Source organism: uncultured Veillonella sp. (genome assembly GCF_938010505.1).
GTDB lineage: Bacteria > Bacillota > Negativicutes > Veillonellales > Veillonellaceae > Veillonella.
In genome coordinates, this window is sequence record NZ_CALLVP010000014.1 from 1 (window position 1) to 15491 (window position 15491).

Genomic DNA, 15491 nt, shown 5'->3' on the forward strand with positions numbered 1-15491 from the left:
GAAGCATGTAAGGATATTAATATAACTCTCGAAAAAGGTCAGTCCCTTGGGATTGTAGGGGAATCTGGCTCTGGGAAAACAACATTGGTTCGTATGATTATGAAGATGCTTCCTATTACGGAAGGTGAGATTTATGTGGATGGTGTAGAGATTCAACATATGAACTCCGAACAAACGAAAGAATACCGTAAAAAAATTCAAATGGTATTCCAAGATCCATCTGCAGCCTTTAATCCGCGAATGAAGGTAAAGGATATCATTCTTGAGCCACTATACAATTTTGATCTTCTTGAAAAGGGAACAGAAGAACAAATTGCAGGTGATTACCTTGAGATGGTAGACTTACCTCGTGAGTTTATGCATCGCTATCCTCATGAAATGTCCGGGGGGCAACGTCAACGTGTTGCCATTGCTCGTGCTATCGTATTAGAGCCAGAAATTCTCGTTCTAGACGAGGCTACTAGTGCTTTAGACGTATCTGTACAAGACTCCATTGCGTACCTATTGGCGCGTTTACAAAAAAAGAAAAATTTAACATACCTATTTATTGCTCATGATATTGCCTTCATTCGTACGATGTGCCATAAGGTGGTCGTAATGTATAAAGGGGCTATCGTTGAAGAATTAGATGCGTTCCACTTAGCAGATGCGAAACATCCTTACACAAAAGTTCTATTGAGCTCCATCTTTGAAATTGGCCAAGATCATAAGCCACTTACCTTAGATGAGGCTGCATTAGAAGCATAATGTAAGAAACTCATTCAAATATATAGATTTTGAATGTTAGACTTCGAGCATATAGATTTAAAATGTTGAGTTTTAAATCTTATAGGTAAATCAAAATAGCAGTTAGTTTGCATACTAACTGCTATTTTTGTATGTGCAATACATATATGAAATTTTTTTAATAGATATATCGAAATATTTAGTAAATATACATTGTGTTAACACGTAATATATAGTATAGTTGACTATATGAAATATACCCCTATGGGTATAACAAAGTATGCTCATATGAAGTGATGTACATGGATTCTCTCTATATAGTAACTATTGTAAAAAGTGGATTAGGTTTACTAGATTATGTTAATGTAAAACTTAGTGAGTATCTGGGCATAAAATAATAGTTAATGAGTGTAGAAAGGTTAGGTGTGTAAATGAAAGGATTGCGTAAGGCTTTACTCATTGGTATGACTCTTGGTATGACAGTTCTCGGTACTGTCGGTTGCATTAACCAAGAGGCCGCTCCTTCTAATGATGTATTAAAGGTAGGGGCCATTAGCTTTGCTGGTACATTAGAACCAACAGAAAATTATTTTAGCTGGGCCGTTGTGCGGTTTGGCGTAGGTGAAACGCTTATCAAGTTTGATGATCAAATGAAAGCAACGCCTTGGCTTGCAACATCTTGGAAACAAGGTGACGACAAATTGACATGGACTTTCACCATCAACGATAAAGTAAAGTTCTCAAATGGTAATAGTTTGACAGCTGAGGCGGTAAAAGCATCTTTAGAAAGAACCTTTGCGAAAAGTAAACGAGCAAAAACGTTCTTTAACTATACGGAAATCACCGCTAAAGGTCAGGAGTTGACTATTAAGACCGATAAGGAATACTACAACTTGCCAAACTTGCTAGGCGATCCATTATTCTTGATTATGGACGTAACGGCCGAAGCGAATGGCCGCGATATTGCGAAGGAAGGGCCTATTGGGACTGGTCCTTATATAGTATCCTCTTTCACAAAAGAGCGTGCTGAACTAAAGCGCAATGATAATTACTGGGATGGCAAGGCAGGCTTTGCTAAGGTTGAAATCCCATCTATTAATGATGCGAATACTCGTGCTATGGCGTTACAAGCGGGCGATGTAGATATGGCCGTTAGCATTGGACCTGGTGAATATAGTATCTTCCAAAATGATAAGAACTTTACGATCTATGAAGTCGCTTCCTTGCGTGACGTATTTGTTCGTATGGGGCAAAAAGGAAAATTACAAAATCCAAATCTTCGTGCAGCCCTCATTGCAGCAGCAGACCGTGAGTCTTATGCGAAGAACCTCATGAAAGATACCTTCGTAGCCGGTAAAGCTCCATTGCCACCATCCATAGATTATGGCTTTAACCAATTGCGTGATCCTAATAAATATAATGTGGAACGTGCTAAAGAATTACTGAAACGTGAAGGTTATGAAGATACAAATGGCGATGGCATTGTAGATAAAGATGGTGAAAACCTCGTGCTTGACTTTTACGCCTATACAACTCGTCCTGAATTGCCATTATATGCGGAAGCATTGCAAGCGGATTACAAAAAAATCGGTGTGGATTTACAAATTAAAATTGTAGATTATGCGGTTATCGACACATTATCTCAATCTGGTGATTACGATATGATTATCTCCAGTGTTGTAACTGCTAATACAGGTCAACCAGTATGGTTCTTGAAACAATATTGGGGTACAGGTGTTGAAACTAATGGCTCTGGCTTCTCCAATCCTCGTTTCGATGAATTGTTGGCTTTAGGTGAAAGTAGTGGCGATCCAGTGGTGCGTCGTAATGCGGTTATTAATGCACAACAACTTATGTTGGACAACGCTGTAGCTCTATTCCTAGGTTACCCTAAAATCAATATTGTAGGTAATAACCATATTGATGGCATTAAGATGACACCTTCTGAATATTACATCATTACTAAAGATTTAAAACGAAAATAATTTAGGAAACATAAAATAATCTATGGATTTAAATCAAACATGATTTAGTGATTTGATATACAAATATTCTGATACATTATAGTAACTAGGCACAAAAAGAGGACCATATGGTCCTCTTTTTGTATAGCTTTATTATTTTTTCTCTGTTACGTCTAGTTCTGACATATTAACAGCGTTTGCCTTACTAATCATTTTATTGTATTTAGTAAATAATTGCGTATAAGCTTCACCGTAGGAAGAGTTGATAATAATGTAATTACGTGCTTCTGCGACAAACTCTTTTACGGCATCTTGATATTCTCTCACAGCGTTTTGTGTTTCTGGTGTTGTACCAGGTTGTAGTTTATTAATACGCTGTGTAATTTGCTGTAAATTAGTTTCGACCTTTTGTGTATCGGTATTTCCATCCGGATCGATAAGATCGATAGTGCGTGCAGTCATGAGATTTAACTCAATAAAGTTAACCGCATTTTCCCGTTTTTCTCCCTGATACTCAGTCATGCGTTCGTTATAAAGCTCATTATTACGATTATCTAAAGCTAAGTCTAATGCATTATATGTAGCGTAGAACTGTTCTGCTAAAGGTACATATTGAGCTGCTAGCTCATCGCTACCTTTGTAATTATCCTTTTCATAACGACGTTCCACATAGTAAGATTGCAACTGATCAGCAATAGGAATAATTTGATCAAGTACTACGAGGACATCATTTGTTGCTTGGTTTACATCTTCGTAGGGCGTAGAACTATCTTGTTTTGCTACCTCTAATGCAGCTTTAAGTTCCTTGTATTTAGGTAGTGTAATCGTCGTATTATGAGAACCATTACGCAACTCTTCCAGCGTTGGTTGTAATTGGCTAGCATAGGCTACACTATACGAGTTATATGCGTCCAGTGCGACAATATAAGGTCGTATTGCGTTGATTTTATCGTCAACGGTTGATCGATATAAAATTGTCGTTGTATTGGATGATAAGAGTGTATACACCCCATAGATCCCACCACCGATAATAGCAACACCGAGCACAATGGCTGCTATTAACTTGATGTACCCCTTTTTCAACTGCGCACGCTCCTTGAAAACACACTAACTCTTTTGGATCCATTTGGGCAGACAAATGCCCTAAGAGTAATTATTTACATTATATCACAACTTTACGTGGCAAAAAAGACGTATAGATACGATAATTATAAGGAATAGATGAAAATGTTTGATTTGAACATGTATTAATATTTATAATTAGCGATTAAACGATGAATAAGGCTGTAAATTGTATTAAAAATAGATGTTTTGAGATAAATCCATATATTCTCTAGACGTTGCAGCTGCGGCTGGTATAATAGCAAGTATAGTATTCATTATATGGGGAGTTCGTTATGTCAGAATCGAATCATTTAATCAATTTTGCTACATCTTCGGAACTTATTGCTAATGGGGAAGGGCGTAATGTATTATCTGCTATTGAAGATGGATTACGCAATTGTGATGAGTTTTTAATATCAGTAGCATTTATTACTCCAGAAGGTTTGTTGACGTTAAAGCCAATCCTAAAGGAATTAGAGGATCGTGGTGTTTATGGTCGTGTGTTAACGACGGATTATCTTGGTTTTAATAGTCCACAAGTTTTGGAAGATTTAGGAAATTTAAATAATATTGAGTTAAAAGTGTATTGCACTACACAAGGTAGTGATCATGGATTCCATACAAAAGGCTACATTTTTAGAAAAGATGAATCTTATCAGATTATAGTTGGTAGTTCTAATTTAACTATTAATGCGTTAAAGAAAAATCGTGAATGGAATACTAGATCTGAAGCTCATTGCAGTGATACCTATGCTAGAGAAATCACGGAAGAATTTGACTTGTATTGGAATTCAAAATTTTCTATTCCTTATGAAGATTTTATTCCTTGGTATAAACCAAGATGGGTGCGTCCAGAGCGAACTTCACAAAGGACTGTAGCAGAGCAATTTAGAAAAGTAGATTTGCTTAAACTGGAACCTAATAGTATGCAACAACAGTTTATTGCTAACTTTAATGAACTAAGAGCTAATAATGCTAAAAGAGGTCTTTTGATCTCTGCTACGGGTACCGGCAAAACCTATGCGGCGGCTTTTGCTATGAGAGAAATGAGGCCTAAAAGAATATTATTTTTAGTACATCGTGAACAAATTGCAAAACAAGCGATCGCTAGTTTTGAGCGGATTTATAATGATCCATCTATTACATTTGGTTTAGTTTCTGGGAATGCTAAATACTATAATGCGACTCATGTATTCTCTACAATGCAAATGATGGGCCGTAATGATGTAATGAAACAGTATGCTCCAAAGGAGTTTGATTGTATTATCATTGACGAAGTGCATCGTGCAGGTTCAGATAGCTATCAACGCATTATTGAATACTTTGAGCCTCAGTTTTTATTGGGAATGACTGCTAGCCCGGAACGTACAGATGGATATGATTTATATGAATTATTTGACCATAATATTATTTACGAAATTCGATTACAACAGGCTTTAGAAGAAGATTTGCTATGTCCATTTCATTATTTTGGCATCAGTGATTTGTGGGTGGATACTCAAGAAGATATTTCTGATATGGAGGTATCCTTTTCAAACTTGTCTACAAAAGAGCGGGTAGATAAAATTATAGAAAAGATTCGCTATTTTGGACATAGTGGTAGTCGTGTAAAGGGGCTGGTATTCTGTAGCAATCGAGTTGAGGCAAAAGCGTTGTCTGATGCTTTTAACGAGCGTGGTGTTTATCGTACTGTATGTTTAACTGGTGAAGATAGTCAAGAAACTAGGGAAATAGCAATTGCTCGATTAACGGGAACTGGTGATTATCAGGGACGTTCAGACCTGCAATTAGATTATATCTTTACCGTAGATATCTTTAATGAAGGTGTTGATATTCCAGAAATTAATCAAGTTATTATGCTACGTCAAACTGAAAGTCCGATAATCTTTATTCAACAACTCGGACGTGGTCTTCGTAAATTTGAAGATAAAGAATATGTAGTTATCTTGGATTTTATTGGGAATTATACTAATAACTTTATGATTCCATTAGCCTTATCAGGTGATAGGAGCTATAACAAAGATACCTTGCGTCGTTATGTACAAGCTGGTAATCGTATTATTCCAGGTACCTCAACTGTACATTTTGATAAAATTGCAAAACAACGCATTTATGAATCTATTGATACAGCAAGATTTTCCGATATGAAATTAATTAAAGAAGCTTATTTCAATTTACGCTTCAAATTAGGTCGTATTCCTAAAATTTCTGATTTTGCCGATCATGGTTCGATTGATGTTAGTAGAATTTTTAGTAAATTTAAGTCCTATCATCATTTCTTGATAAAGATTAAGGATAAGGACTATGATATATCCTTTACACCTGTTCAGGAGAGAATGCTACATTTTATATCTCAGAAATTAACGACAGGTATACGTGCACATGAACTTTTAGTATTACAAGCGTTGTTAGATGGTCACGACGATGTCATTAATTATGTATCTTATGAATTAGATAGTAAGTATAATGTGAAGCTGTCTGAGAATGGACGTATTAATCTTATAAATATAATGACAAATCAGTTTGGTGTTAAAGTAGCACAGAAGACATTTGCTGACAGTGTATTTATTGAATTATCTAATGGTAGATATGGTATATCTCAAGCCTTTAAAGAGGCATTAGAAGATAGCAATTTTAAAGAACAGGTTCAAGAGTTAGTTATATATGGTTTGAGAAAATATAAAGAAAAGTATCAACATAATATTTATTATAAAACTCCATTTGTTTTATATGAGAAGTATAATTTTGAACAAGTTTGTCAATTATTAGAATGGCCCAAAAATGCAGTTGCTCAAAATATTGGTGGTTATCAGTTTAACGTAGAAACTAATACATATCCTGTGTTTATTAATTATCATAAAGATGAAATGATACAGGACAGTATTAAATATGAAGATGAGTTTTTAAGTCCTATTTTATTAAAGGCTATATCAAAAGCTAGACGCTATTTAACTTCACCTGATGTTGATACTATACTTCGCTCAAATGAATTAGGAATTGCAATGCATTTATTTGTAAGAAAAAATAAAGATGATGAAGAGTCTAAAGAGTTTTACTATTTGGGGCCTATTTACTCTACAGGAATTGAAAATGCCAAAGAGATTACTATGGCTGGTGGGACAAAAGCTGTAGAATTAGAATATGTACTTGAAGTGCCTGTAAGAGATGATATTTATGATTATATTGTAAATGGATAAGGATATATATGAGCGAACAACGAAAACATATTGAAGTGGTAGCGGCTATCATAAAAAAAGGTGATACAATATTAGCTACGCAACGCGGTTATGGTGATCTAAAGGATGGATGGGAGTTTCCTGGTGGAAAAATTGAACCTGGTGAAGCCCATGATGTAGCTCTTATTAGAGAAATCAAAGAAGAGCTAGAAGCTGATATTAACGTTCAAGAGCATATTATTACTATTGAATATACTGGTTATGAAAAGTTTGATCTTACCATGCATTGTTATTTATGCTCTTTAGTAAATGATTCTAATATTACCTTAGTAGAGCATGAAGCTGCAAAATGGTTATCTAAAGATACTTTATACTCTGTGGATTGGTTACCTGCCGATATTGATGCGGTAGAAGCCATATACAAACGCTTGTAAGTTAAATATTAAATTACGTATAAGTCCCTATCTTAGATAGGGGCTTTTTCATATTTATCTAGTTTTAATATTACGCAAATAAATAACTTTTACTGTGCCAAAATCAATTGTATATCCCGTTGTACTCGTATATAATAATATTAAAAGATTTGTATTTTTCGATATAATCAAAGAAAGGAGTACAACATGTCAAATTTTATCACTCCTAAAGAATTATTAGCTTGTCTCGATGAGGTCATCGTTTTAGATGCTCGAGGGTATCAGGATTATAAAAAGGGCCATATTAAGGGTTCTTATGCGGTAGATTTAGATAAGGATTTAACAGGTCCTTTGGGCGAGCATGGTGGTCGTCATCCGTTGCCAGATATGGAACGATTGGCTCATACCTTTGAGTCTTATGGTATTACTCGCAACTCCAAGGTTGTAGTATATGATTCTTGGCTATTTTTAGCAGGTCGTCTTTGGTGGACGTTGCGCTACATGGGCTTAACTGATGTACGTGTATTGTCTGGTGGTGTTGAACGTTGGGTTAGAGAGGGCCATATTTTAACTAAAGAGCCTACTCCATTACCTACTGAGCCATCTATCTTTAACTACGAGTTGCAAACGCATATGGTTATGAGCCGTGATGAGGTTCTCAAGGCTAGTGAAAGCGGAGATCATGTTATCATTGATGCTCGTGCGCCATTCCGCTATGATGGATCTCAAGTAGATACGATGGATGGCATGACAGGCCATATTCCTGGCGCTGTTAATCACTTTTATGAAAGTGGTTATACCGTAGATGGTCCTAAGTCTTTGAAAGACTTAGAGGCTGAGTATTACAACGAAATTTACCAAAATCGACCAGTTGTAACGTACTGTGGCTCTGGTGTAACGGCTTGTAATGCGTTGTTAACCATGAGCGAAGTAGGCCTTGAGTCAGCTTTATATGTTGGTAGTTCTAGTGACTGGGTAACCTATGAAGGCTTCCCACTTAATACTGGTGTAGAAACATTAAACTAATATAGGAGGGCAAATGAATCTTTTAAAACAACTATTAACGGTCGTTGCCTTTGGCTATATGTGTTATCATATCTATACCTTTGGACCAGGTATGTTTAATGTAACAGTATTGGTGATTCTTATCTTGTCGACGGTGGCTAATTATTTCCGTGAAAAACGTGAAAGCGACCTTAAGGCCAACGAAAATGCTCGTAAGGCTCGTGCTGAAGCAAGACATGCTAGGAAACATAAAAAGCAGTAATATCGCTAACATATAATCTTTAGATTAGCTTACATTAAGCAAAAACTTGGCTTATATTTTATGTGAAAGAGACTTTCACCAAGTTAAATACGGTGAATACTATTAGATTGATGCGAATGATCGCAAAGGAGTAAGAATTGAAATTAATTTCTTGGAATGTAAACGGCCTCCGCGCCGCTGTAACAAAGGGATTTATGGAATCCTTTAACGAATTAGATGCTGATATTTTTTGTTTGCAAGAAACTAAATTGCAACCTGACCAAATTTCTTTAGAGTTGCCAGGGTATGAGCAATATTGGAATAGCGCTGTGAAAAAGGGGTATAGTGGTACTGCCGTATTCACGCGCGTTAAGCCTTTGTCTGTAACTAACGGTATCGGTATTGAAGAGCATGATCAAGAGGGCCGTGTTATCACTGCTGAATATGATAATTTCTATTTAGTATGCTGCTACACACCTAATAGCCAACGAGAATTGGCACGCCTTGACTATCGTATGACTTGGGAAGATGCGTTCCGTAACTATTTGCTTGAACTAGATAAGAAGAAACCAGTGATTCTTTGCGGTGATTTGAATGTAGCTCATCAGGAAATAGACCTTAAGAACCCTAAGACAAACCGTAAAAATGCGGGCTTCTCCGATGAAGAACGTGCTAAAATGACTGAGCTCTTAGGTGCAGGCTTTACAGATACATTCCGCCATCTTTATCCAGATGCGATTGAAGAATACAGCTGGTGGTCCTACATGGGGAAAGCTCGTGAACGAAATACAGGATGGAGAATTGACTATTTCATCACATCTAAACGTCTTGACGATAAAATCCAAGAAGCTAAGATTCACCAACAAATCTTTGGCTCTGATCACTGTCCAGTAGAATTGGTTATTGATCTATAAAATTTCAGCGAATGTAAATGCGCAGCCTCATCTACGGATGAGGCTGTTGTAATAGCGTTAGGACTTTTACTATCGAAATATATATATTATTGAAATATATATCAATGTTTGTATTCTTTATTGTTCGAGATATTTTGAAAACTGTTATTCAGAATAAGGAGATAATATGGCTCAAAAACAAAAGGCCGTCGTTCTTTTTAGCGGTGGCGTAGATAGTACTACTTGTTTGGCCCTTGCCATTGAACGATTGGGTAAAGATAATGTAGTGCCCTTATCGATTCAATATGGTCAAAAACATAGTAAAGAATTAGAAGCTGCCGTAGCTATTTTAGAGTACTATGGTATGGAAGGTAAAACGATGGATGTTACCAAGCTATTTGCCTTTAGCAACTGCTCTTTACTAACACAATCTAGTGAAGACATTCCGCAAGGTTCCTACAAAGAACAACAAGATGTAGAAGGGGAAGGTACGGTGAGCACTTATGTACCGTTTAGAAATGGTCTATTCCTATCTGCGGCAGCATCCTTGGCTTTATCTCTAGACTGTGGCTATATCTACTACGGTGCTCACAGTGATGATGCGGCGGGCAATGCATACCCTGACTGTACAGAACACTTCTACAAATCTATGGGCGACGCCATCTTTGAAGGATCCGGTAAAGAATGCTCCTTAGAAGCACCATTCATTAACCACAATAAAGCAGACATCGTAAAAGAAGGCCTACGCCTCGGAGTACCATACCACCTCACATGGTCCTGCTATGAAGGCGGAGACAAACCATGCGGACACTGCGGTACCTGTATCGACAGAGCCAAAGCCTTCAACGCAAACGGAGTCGAAGACCCTGCATTGTAAAAGTAGCTATCTCTATATACTTCTACTGAAACTGGCTTAAATTAGTAGTCGCCTTTGGTCGACTACTTTGCATATATTCTAATTGGTTAGAGTGTTCATTTGACTCAAGGCGGACTTTTACGTCACTAGTATTGTGATAAACGTTGATTTGTTTAATTTGATGTGGTGGGAGATACCTTTTCAAAGAGCGACTTTGGCAGGTCGAGGCCCTCGGCCGATGACCGGTTCGCCAGTGGAGTGATGAGGAAAGGTATCTTTCACCACCCCGACCTTACAAACTTAATACTAATAGTAGTTAGCTCTAAGAAGTCCGCCTGAATCTAAATTGATTGCGAAAATATTAGATATATGCTAATATTAGTACTGCCTAAAGGCGACAACTGAATAAGACAGTTTGAAACCATCCTGTCTCTAAACAAAACTACGGAAATTCATAAGCATTGTAAGCATGGTAGTTTTGCCATGCTTTTTTTATTTTGAGGAGGTGAGTGTTATGATTTCTACACGCAAATTGACTATTTCTGCCATGGTTGTGGCATTGTACATCGTTGTATTGTATGTAACGCAAAGCGTTTCCTTCGGGGCTTATCAAATTCGTATAGCAACATCATTGTATGCACTTGCTTATGCCTTTCCGTTCTTGGTGATTCCCATGGGGATTGGCAACCTCATTTCTAACTTCCTATTCGGTGGTCTTGGCATCCTCGATATGATGGGAGGCTTTGGTGTGGGCGTATTGACGACTGGCATCATCGTAGGAATGCGCAAGCTTGGCCTCAGCGCTTGGTGGGTCATGCTTCCAATCGTCTTTGTGCCTGCATTATGTGTGCCATTGTGGCTCAGTCCATTACTTGGTATTCCGTACTGGCCATTAGTGTTGAATCTTATGGTAGGTCAAACCATTCCGGCTATTCTTGGTTCTGTTTTGGTGAAAGCATTGATCAGCCGTCCTAGCATGGCTGCCTTATTAGGTGCTTTCAAATAAAATCAGTAATAAGTAGTTTACTAATAAAACTAAGTAAGTAATTGAACATCTTTCGATTTTTCAACTACGACTTATAGGTAAATAAAAAGGTTTATAGGTAAATAAAAAGGCGTAAGCTCAAATCGAGCTTACGCCTTTTTTATGGCTAAAATGTATGGAGGTATAGGAGTTTAGCAGTTATAGCCACGCCATCTAGTTTCGACTACGAGGCGTTCAAGAGCAACCATGTACGCTGCTTGACGAGGAGGTACATTGTATTTATGTTGCATTTCCCAAACAGCTTCGAAGCTATTTTGCATATTCTTAGTTAATCTTTCATTAACTTCTTCTTCAGTCCAGTAGAAGCTTGCTTTATTTTGTACCCATTCATAGTAGGATACAACTACGCCGCCACCGTTAGCAAGAACGTCAGGGATGATGTCGATGCCTTTTTCATAGAAGTATTTATCCGCATCATTAGTAGTAGGGCCATTAGCGCCTTCCAAGATGATCTTAGCTTGGATATTTTCCATGTTGTCTTTGTTTAATTGGTTTTCAAGGGCTGCCATGTATAATACATCAACTGGTTGAGCCAATAATTCTTGAGGTCCAATTGTAGTCATGCCTGGTTCGCTGTAACCTTCGAGGGAACGACCATGGGAGTTAGCATATTCGTATGCTTTTTCAACATCGAGACCGTTAGGATTGTAGATGTTAACGCTTACGTCGCCGATAGCCACAACTTTTGCACCTGCTTGTGCAATGAGACGAGCACCTACGGAACCTACGTTACCAAACCCTTGAACTGCAACAGTAAGGTTTTTGATATCCAAGTTTTTCTTAGCGAGGTAGCTTTGCAATGCGATGAGGCAACCGCGACCAGTTGCTTCATTACGGCCTAAGGAACCGCCTACTTCGATTGGTTTGCCTGTAACGATACCTGGGCTCCATTCACCTTTTAATGTGCTGTATTCGTCAGCAATCCAGCTCATGATTTGAGCATTCGTATTTACGTCTGGTGCAGGAACGTCTGTATTAACACCGATGATAGGTGCAATACGGCGTACGAAGTTACGAGTTAAACGTTCTAATTCACGAGGGTTTAAAGTTTTTGGATCGACTTTGATGCCGCCTTTGCCACCGCCATAAGGGATGTTAGCTATAGCATTTTTAATAGTCATCCACGCTGCTAGTGCACGTACTTCGTTTTCGTCAGAATCAGGATGGAAGCGAAGACCGCCTTTAGCACTACCACGCAATGTGGAATGTTGGCAACGATAACCTTCGTATACGCGAACTTCACCATTGTCGAGTTGAAGAGGAACTGCTACTTTTAGTTCTCGTTCTGGGTGACGTAACACTTCGTATTCACTACGAGTATAGCCGAGCTTTTCAGCTGCTACGTCTAATGTGTTTAACATGTTTTCATATGGGTTATAACCGCTCATAATTACCTCCTGGATAGATAGAGTAAATTAATAGTTTAATTAATGCTAATTTTATCGCATACTTAAGTATTCGACATTGTAAACAGAATACCCTTTATATTTTCATAAATATATTCTATAGTTTTTGTCCTTTGAAAGTTGTGAAAATATAGATAATTACTATGATTTTTATCACAGTACAATCTGCTAATGAACGATGTTTTTATCTATGAAAATGGATACTTTTACAAAAAAATAAAGATCTATATTCTGAAAAATATAGACCTTTATGTATGTACTAATAAACTATTTTAAAGAGTATACGAAAAGACTGGTGAAAGATACTTTCACCAGCCTCATAGGTCAATATATTTTATTTTTCCACAGTATCTTCAATCGGAGTAGGAGGTACGGAGGAGTCTGTAGTTTGACCATCACCCCACCATACGATGCCGTACGTGTGGTTTAGAATAGAACGGTTAAATACTGGCGTTTCAATACCTGCCTTACGTTGTTTAATATAGTCATCGAGGGCAAGACCTGCTGTGCGCCCCATACGTACGATGGAACTTACGTTAGTTAATACTAAGAAAGCCATGAATAAATCGGCTAGATTCCATACAAGATCTAGAGAGGCAATAGAGCCCACAAATGTCATAAGAATTACGCCAATCCGGAACAAATGTAGGTAGAATCGTTTATTTGTTAAGTGGCTAATATTGATTTCACCGTAGTAATAGTTACCAATTAAGGAACTAAAGGAGAACATAACGATGAAAATGGCTACGGCTGTAGGAGCCCAAGAACCAAGCTGTTGAGCTAGGTTATGTTGTACAAGAGCAATACCTGTTAGACCTGTAGTACTGTAATCACCCACGATGAGTACTATGAAAGCAGAAGCTGTACAAATGATGAAGGTATCAAGAAATACGCCGAATGCTTGTACAAGCCCTTGTTCGACAGGGTGGTTAACAGCAGCAGTAGCGGCTGCATTTGGAACAGAACCCTCACCGGCTTCGTTAGAGAAGAGCCCCCGTTTGATACCATTCATGACAGTAGCACCTAATAAGCCACCACCTGCTGCAACAGGCTCGAATGCGGAGGAGAAAATAGTATAGATTACATGTGGGAATTGGGTGATATTCATAATTACCACGAATAATGCAGTAGTAATGTATAGAATCGCCATGATAGGAACGATGATTTCAGATGCTTTTGCAACGCGGTTGATACCACCGAAAATGATAATGCCAAGAAGGACTGCCACTACAGCACCTGTATAGGATACATCAAGGTTGAAGACCTGGAGAGATGCAGCCAATGTATTGGCTTGTACAGAATTGTAAATCCAACCATATGTAATACTGATTAAAATAGCAAATAGAACAGATAACGCTTTGTTGTTTAGACCATAGCGAATATAGTAAGCTGGTCCACCATAGAAACCGCCTTTAGCGACAGGCTCTTTGTAGATTTGTGCCAATGTAGATTCGATGAAGCCAGTGGCAGCACCGATGAGTGCGATAACCCACATCCAGAAAATAGCACCAGGGCCACCAAGTACAACGGCAATCGCTATACCTGCGATGTTACCAACACCTACACGAGATGCGGTACTAACACAGAATGCTTGAAATGAAGATACATGGTTTTTTTCTGTAGAACTACCTGCGCCGTTAATTACGAGGCGAATCATTTCTTTAATCATGCGAATCTGTACAAAATTCGTTGTCATGGTAAAGAAGAGACCTGCACCGATGAGAATAAAAATGATGAGATAACTCCATAAATAACCGTTTATGGTGGATATAGCATCATTGAGCATTGCTTCCATAAAAACTCCCTTTCCTATAAAAAATTCATATAATAATTAATGATATTGTATCAATTTCTATAGACTATGTAAAACAAAAATCCTTCACAAATAGGAAGGATTTTTACTTTGTATAATATTTTTATAGGATGTTTTTTTATGCTTTAGTAAATTCTTGTGATTCTTCCATTCCTTGCAACAAGGTTTGTTCGGAATGTTCCATGTGAATTCGAGCTAGTTTACGAGCTTGTGCTGCATTGTGAGCGGCAATGGCTTCCACTAATTGACGATGTTCCTCCCAAGTTTTTCTAAGTCGACCAGGTTGATTCATAGAGAAACTGCGGAAGCGATAGGTTTGCTCACGTAAGTTGTGAACGATGTCTGCTAATCTTTCGTTACGAGAAGCGCGGTAGAGGACTTCGTGGAACTCTACATCCGCAGCGACAACGGATTCCATATTTTTGTTTTCCATATGATCGCCGATTTCTACGAGCATTCTCTCCAAGGTTTCGATTTCCTCTTCCGTAATGCGTTCTGCCGCAAGGCCTGCTGCAAGTTCTTCTAGGGCAGAGCGAATTTCAAATACTTGAGTGATATCCTTTAAAGAAATATTGGCAACGTAAGTGCCGCGGCGAGGAACCATAACGACAAAGCCTTCTAGTTCTAGTTTGCGAATGGCTTCACGAATTGGTGTACGACTTACGCCCAACTGTTCGGCGAGAGGGATTTCCATAAGTCGTTCTCCGGGTTTTAACACTCCATCTTGGATGGCTTGGCGCAATGTTTCACTTACAACTTCTCTTAGTGGTTTATACGCATCGAGTCGTATAGGTTGTAACCGTTTTGTCATACTAAGTCCTCCTGTGTACATGTTTTAGTAATGAGTGA

Annotated in this window: 13 protein-coding genes; 9 read left to right on the plus strand and 4 right to left on the minus strand. The window is 38.0% G+C overall.

Annotated elements, in window-relative coordinates:
* On the plus strand, positions 1–747 hold a 747-nt coding region (locus tag Q0507_RS00615), incomplete at its 5' end, for an ABC transporter ATP-binding protein (protein WP_298710869.1).
* 410 nt (positions 748–1157) lie between these two features.
* Positions 1158–2711 (plus strand): ABC transporter substrate-binding protein, encoded by a 1554-nt coding sequence (locus Q0507_RS00620; protein WP_298710872.1) that lies wholly within the window; start codon positions 1158–1160, stop codon positions 2709–2711.
* Between the two features lie 132 nt (positions 2712–2843).
* On the opposite strand, the gene Q0507_RS00625 is transcribed toward Q0507_RS00620, so the two are convergent.
* Positions 2844–3773: a DUF3829 domain-containing protein gene (locus tag Q0507_RS00625; protein WP_298710875.1), complete on the minus strand. Its 930-nt coding sequence runs from the start codon at positions 3771–3773 to the stop codon at positions 2844–2846.
* 314 nt (positions 3774–4087) lie between these two features.
* Between Q0507_RS00625 and Q0507_RS00630 the strand changes: the two genes are divergently transcribed.
* The 7 genes from Q0507_RS00630 (at position 4088) to Q0507_RS00660 (ending at position 11384) form a co-directional block, all read left to right on the plus strand.
* On the plus strand, positions 4088–6991 hold the full coding sequence (locus Q0507_RS00630) for a DEAD/DEAH box helicase (RefSeq protein WP_298710878.1): 2904 nt from the start codon (positions 4088–4090) through the stop codon (positions 6989–6991).
* An 8-nt stretch (positions 6992–6999) separates the two neighbouring features.
* Positions 7000–7404, plus strand: coding sequence for a (deoxy)nucleoside triphosphate pyrophosphohydrolase (locus Q0507_RS00635; protein ID WP_298710880.1), 405 nt, complete (start codon positions 7000–7002; stop codon positions 7402–7404).
* Between the two features lie 186 nt (positions 7405–7590).
* Positions 7591–8409 carry a sulfurtransferase gene (locus Q0507_RS00640; protein ID WP_298710885.1) on the plus strand — a complete coding sequence of 273 codons (819 nt, stop codon included), beginning with the start codon at positions 7591–7593 and terminating at the stop codon, positions 8407–8409.
* A gap of 13 nt (positions 8410–8422) precedes the next feature.
* Positions 8423–8650 (plus strand): hypothetical protein, encoded by a 228-nt coding sequence (locus tag Q0507_RS00645; RefSeq protein ID WP_298710888.1) that lies wholly within the window; start codon positions 8423–8425, stop codon positions 8648–8650.
* A 137-nt stretch (positions 8651–8787) separates the two neighbouring features.
* The gene (locus Q0507_RS00650) at positions 8788–9543 is read left to right on the plus strand and encodes an exodeoxyribonuclease III (RefSeq protein ID WP_298710891.1); all 756 of its coding nucleotides are present in this window, start codon (positions 8788–8790) and stop codon (positions 9541–9543) included.
* Positions 9544–9709: 166 nt separating this feature from the next.
* Complete coding sequence (gene queC / locus Q0507_RS00655) at positions 9710–10399, plus strand: 7-cyano-7-deazaguanine synthase QueC (protein WP_298710893.1); 690 nt, start codon at positions 9710–9712, stop codon at positions 10397–10399.
* A 493-nt stretch (positions 10400–10892) separates the two neighbouring features.
* Entirely contained in the window at positions 10893–11384 is a 492-nt protein-coding gene (locus Q0507_RS00660) for a QueT transporter family protein (protein WP_298710895.1), read from the plus strand.
* Between the two features lie 170 nt (positions 11385–11554).
* Here the strand turns inward: Q0507_RS00660 and Q0507_RS00665 are convergent, their stop codons facing one another.
* From Q0507_RS00665 to Q0507_RS00675, 3 genes are all read right to left on the minus strand, one after another.
* Entirely contained in the window at positions 11555–12811 is a 1257-nt protein-coding gene (locus Q0507_RS00665; RefSeq protein WP_004695052.1) for a Glu/Leu/Phe/Val dehydrogenase, read from the minus strand.
* A 352-nt stretch (positions 12812–13163) separates the two neighbouring features.
* Positions 13164–14624: a sodium:alanine symporter family protein gene (locus Q0507_RS00670; protein ID WP_298710898.1), complete on the minus strand. Its 1461-nt coding sequence runs from the start codon at positions 14622–14624 to the stop codon at positions 13164–13166.
* A gap of 136 nt (positions 14625–14760) precedes the next feature.
* The gene (locus tag Q0507_RS00675) at positions 14761–15453 is read right to left on the minus strand and encodes a GntR family transcriptional regulator (RefSeq protein ID WP_298710901.1); all 693 of its coding nucleotides are present in this window, start codon (positions 15451–15453) and stop codon (positions 14761–14763) included.
* Positions 15454–15491 lie beyond the last annotated feature (38 nt).

Excerpts from the sequence above, each read along its gene's own strand:
- Q0507_RS00620 (WP_298710872.1), top strand. The coding sequence starts at position 1,158 with ATGAAAGGATTGCGTAAGGCTTTACTCATTGGTATGACTCTTGGTATG.
- Q0507_RS00630 (WP_298710878.1), top strand. The coding sequence starts at position 4,088 with ATGTCAGAATCGAATCATTTAATCAATTTTGCTACATCTTCGGAACTT.
- Q0507_RS00635 (WP_298710880.1), top strand. The coding sequence starts at position 7,000 with ATGAGCGAACAACGAAAACATATTGAAGTGGTAGCGGCTATCATAAAA.
- Q0507_RS00640 (WP_298710885.1), top strand. The coding sequence starts at position 7,591 with ATGTCAAATTTTATCACTCCTAAAGAATTATTAGCTTGTCTCGATGAG.
- Q0507_RS00645 (WP_298710888.1), top strand. The coding sequence starts at position 8,423 with ATGAATCTTTTAAAACAACTATTAACGGTCGTTGCCTTTGGCTATATG.
- queC (WP_298710893.1), top strand. The coding sequence starts at position 9,710 with ATGGCTCAAAAACAAAAGGCCGTCGTTCTTTTTAGCGGTGGCGTAGAT.
- Q0507_RS00660 (WP_298710895.1), top strand. The coding sequence starts at position 10,893 with ATGATTTCTACACGCAAATTGACTATTTCTGCCATGGTTGTGGCATTG.
- Q0507_RS00665 (WP_004695052.1), bottom strand. The coding sequence starts at position 12,811 with ATGAGCGGTTATAACCCATATGAAAACATGTTAAACACATTAGACGTA.
- Q0507_RS00670 (WP_298710898.1), bottom strand. The coding sequence starts at position 14,624 with ATGGAAGCAATGCTCAATGATGCTATATCCACCATAAACGGTTATTTA.
- Q0507_RS00675 (WP_298710901.1), bottom strand. The coding sequence starts at position 15,453 with ATGACAAAACGGTTACAACCTATACGACTCGATGCGTATAAACCACTA.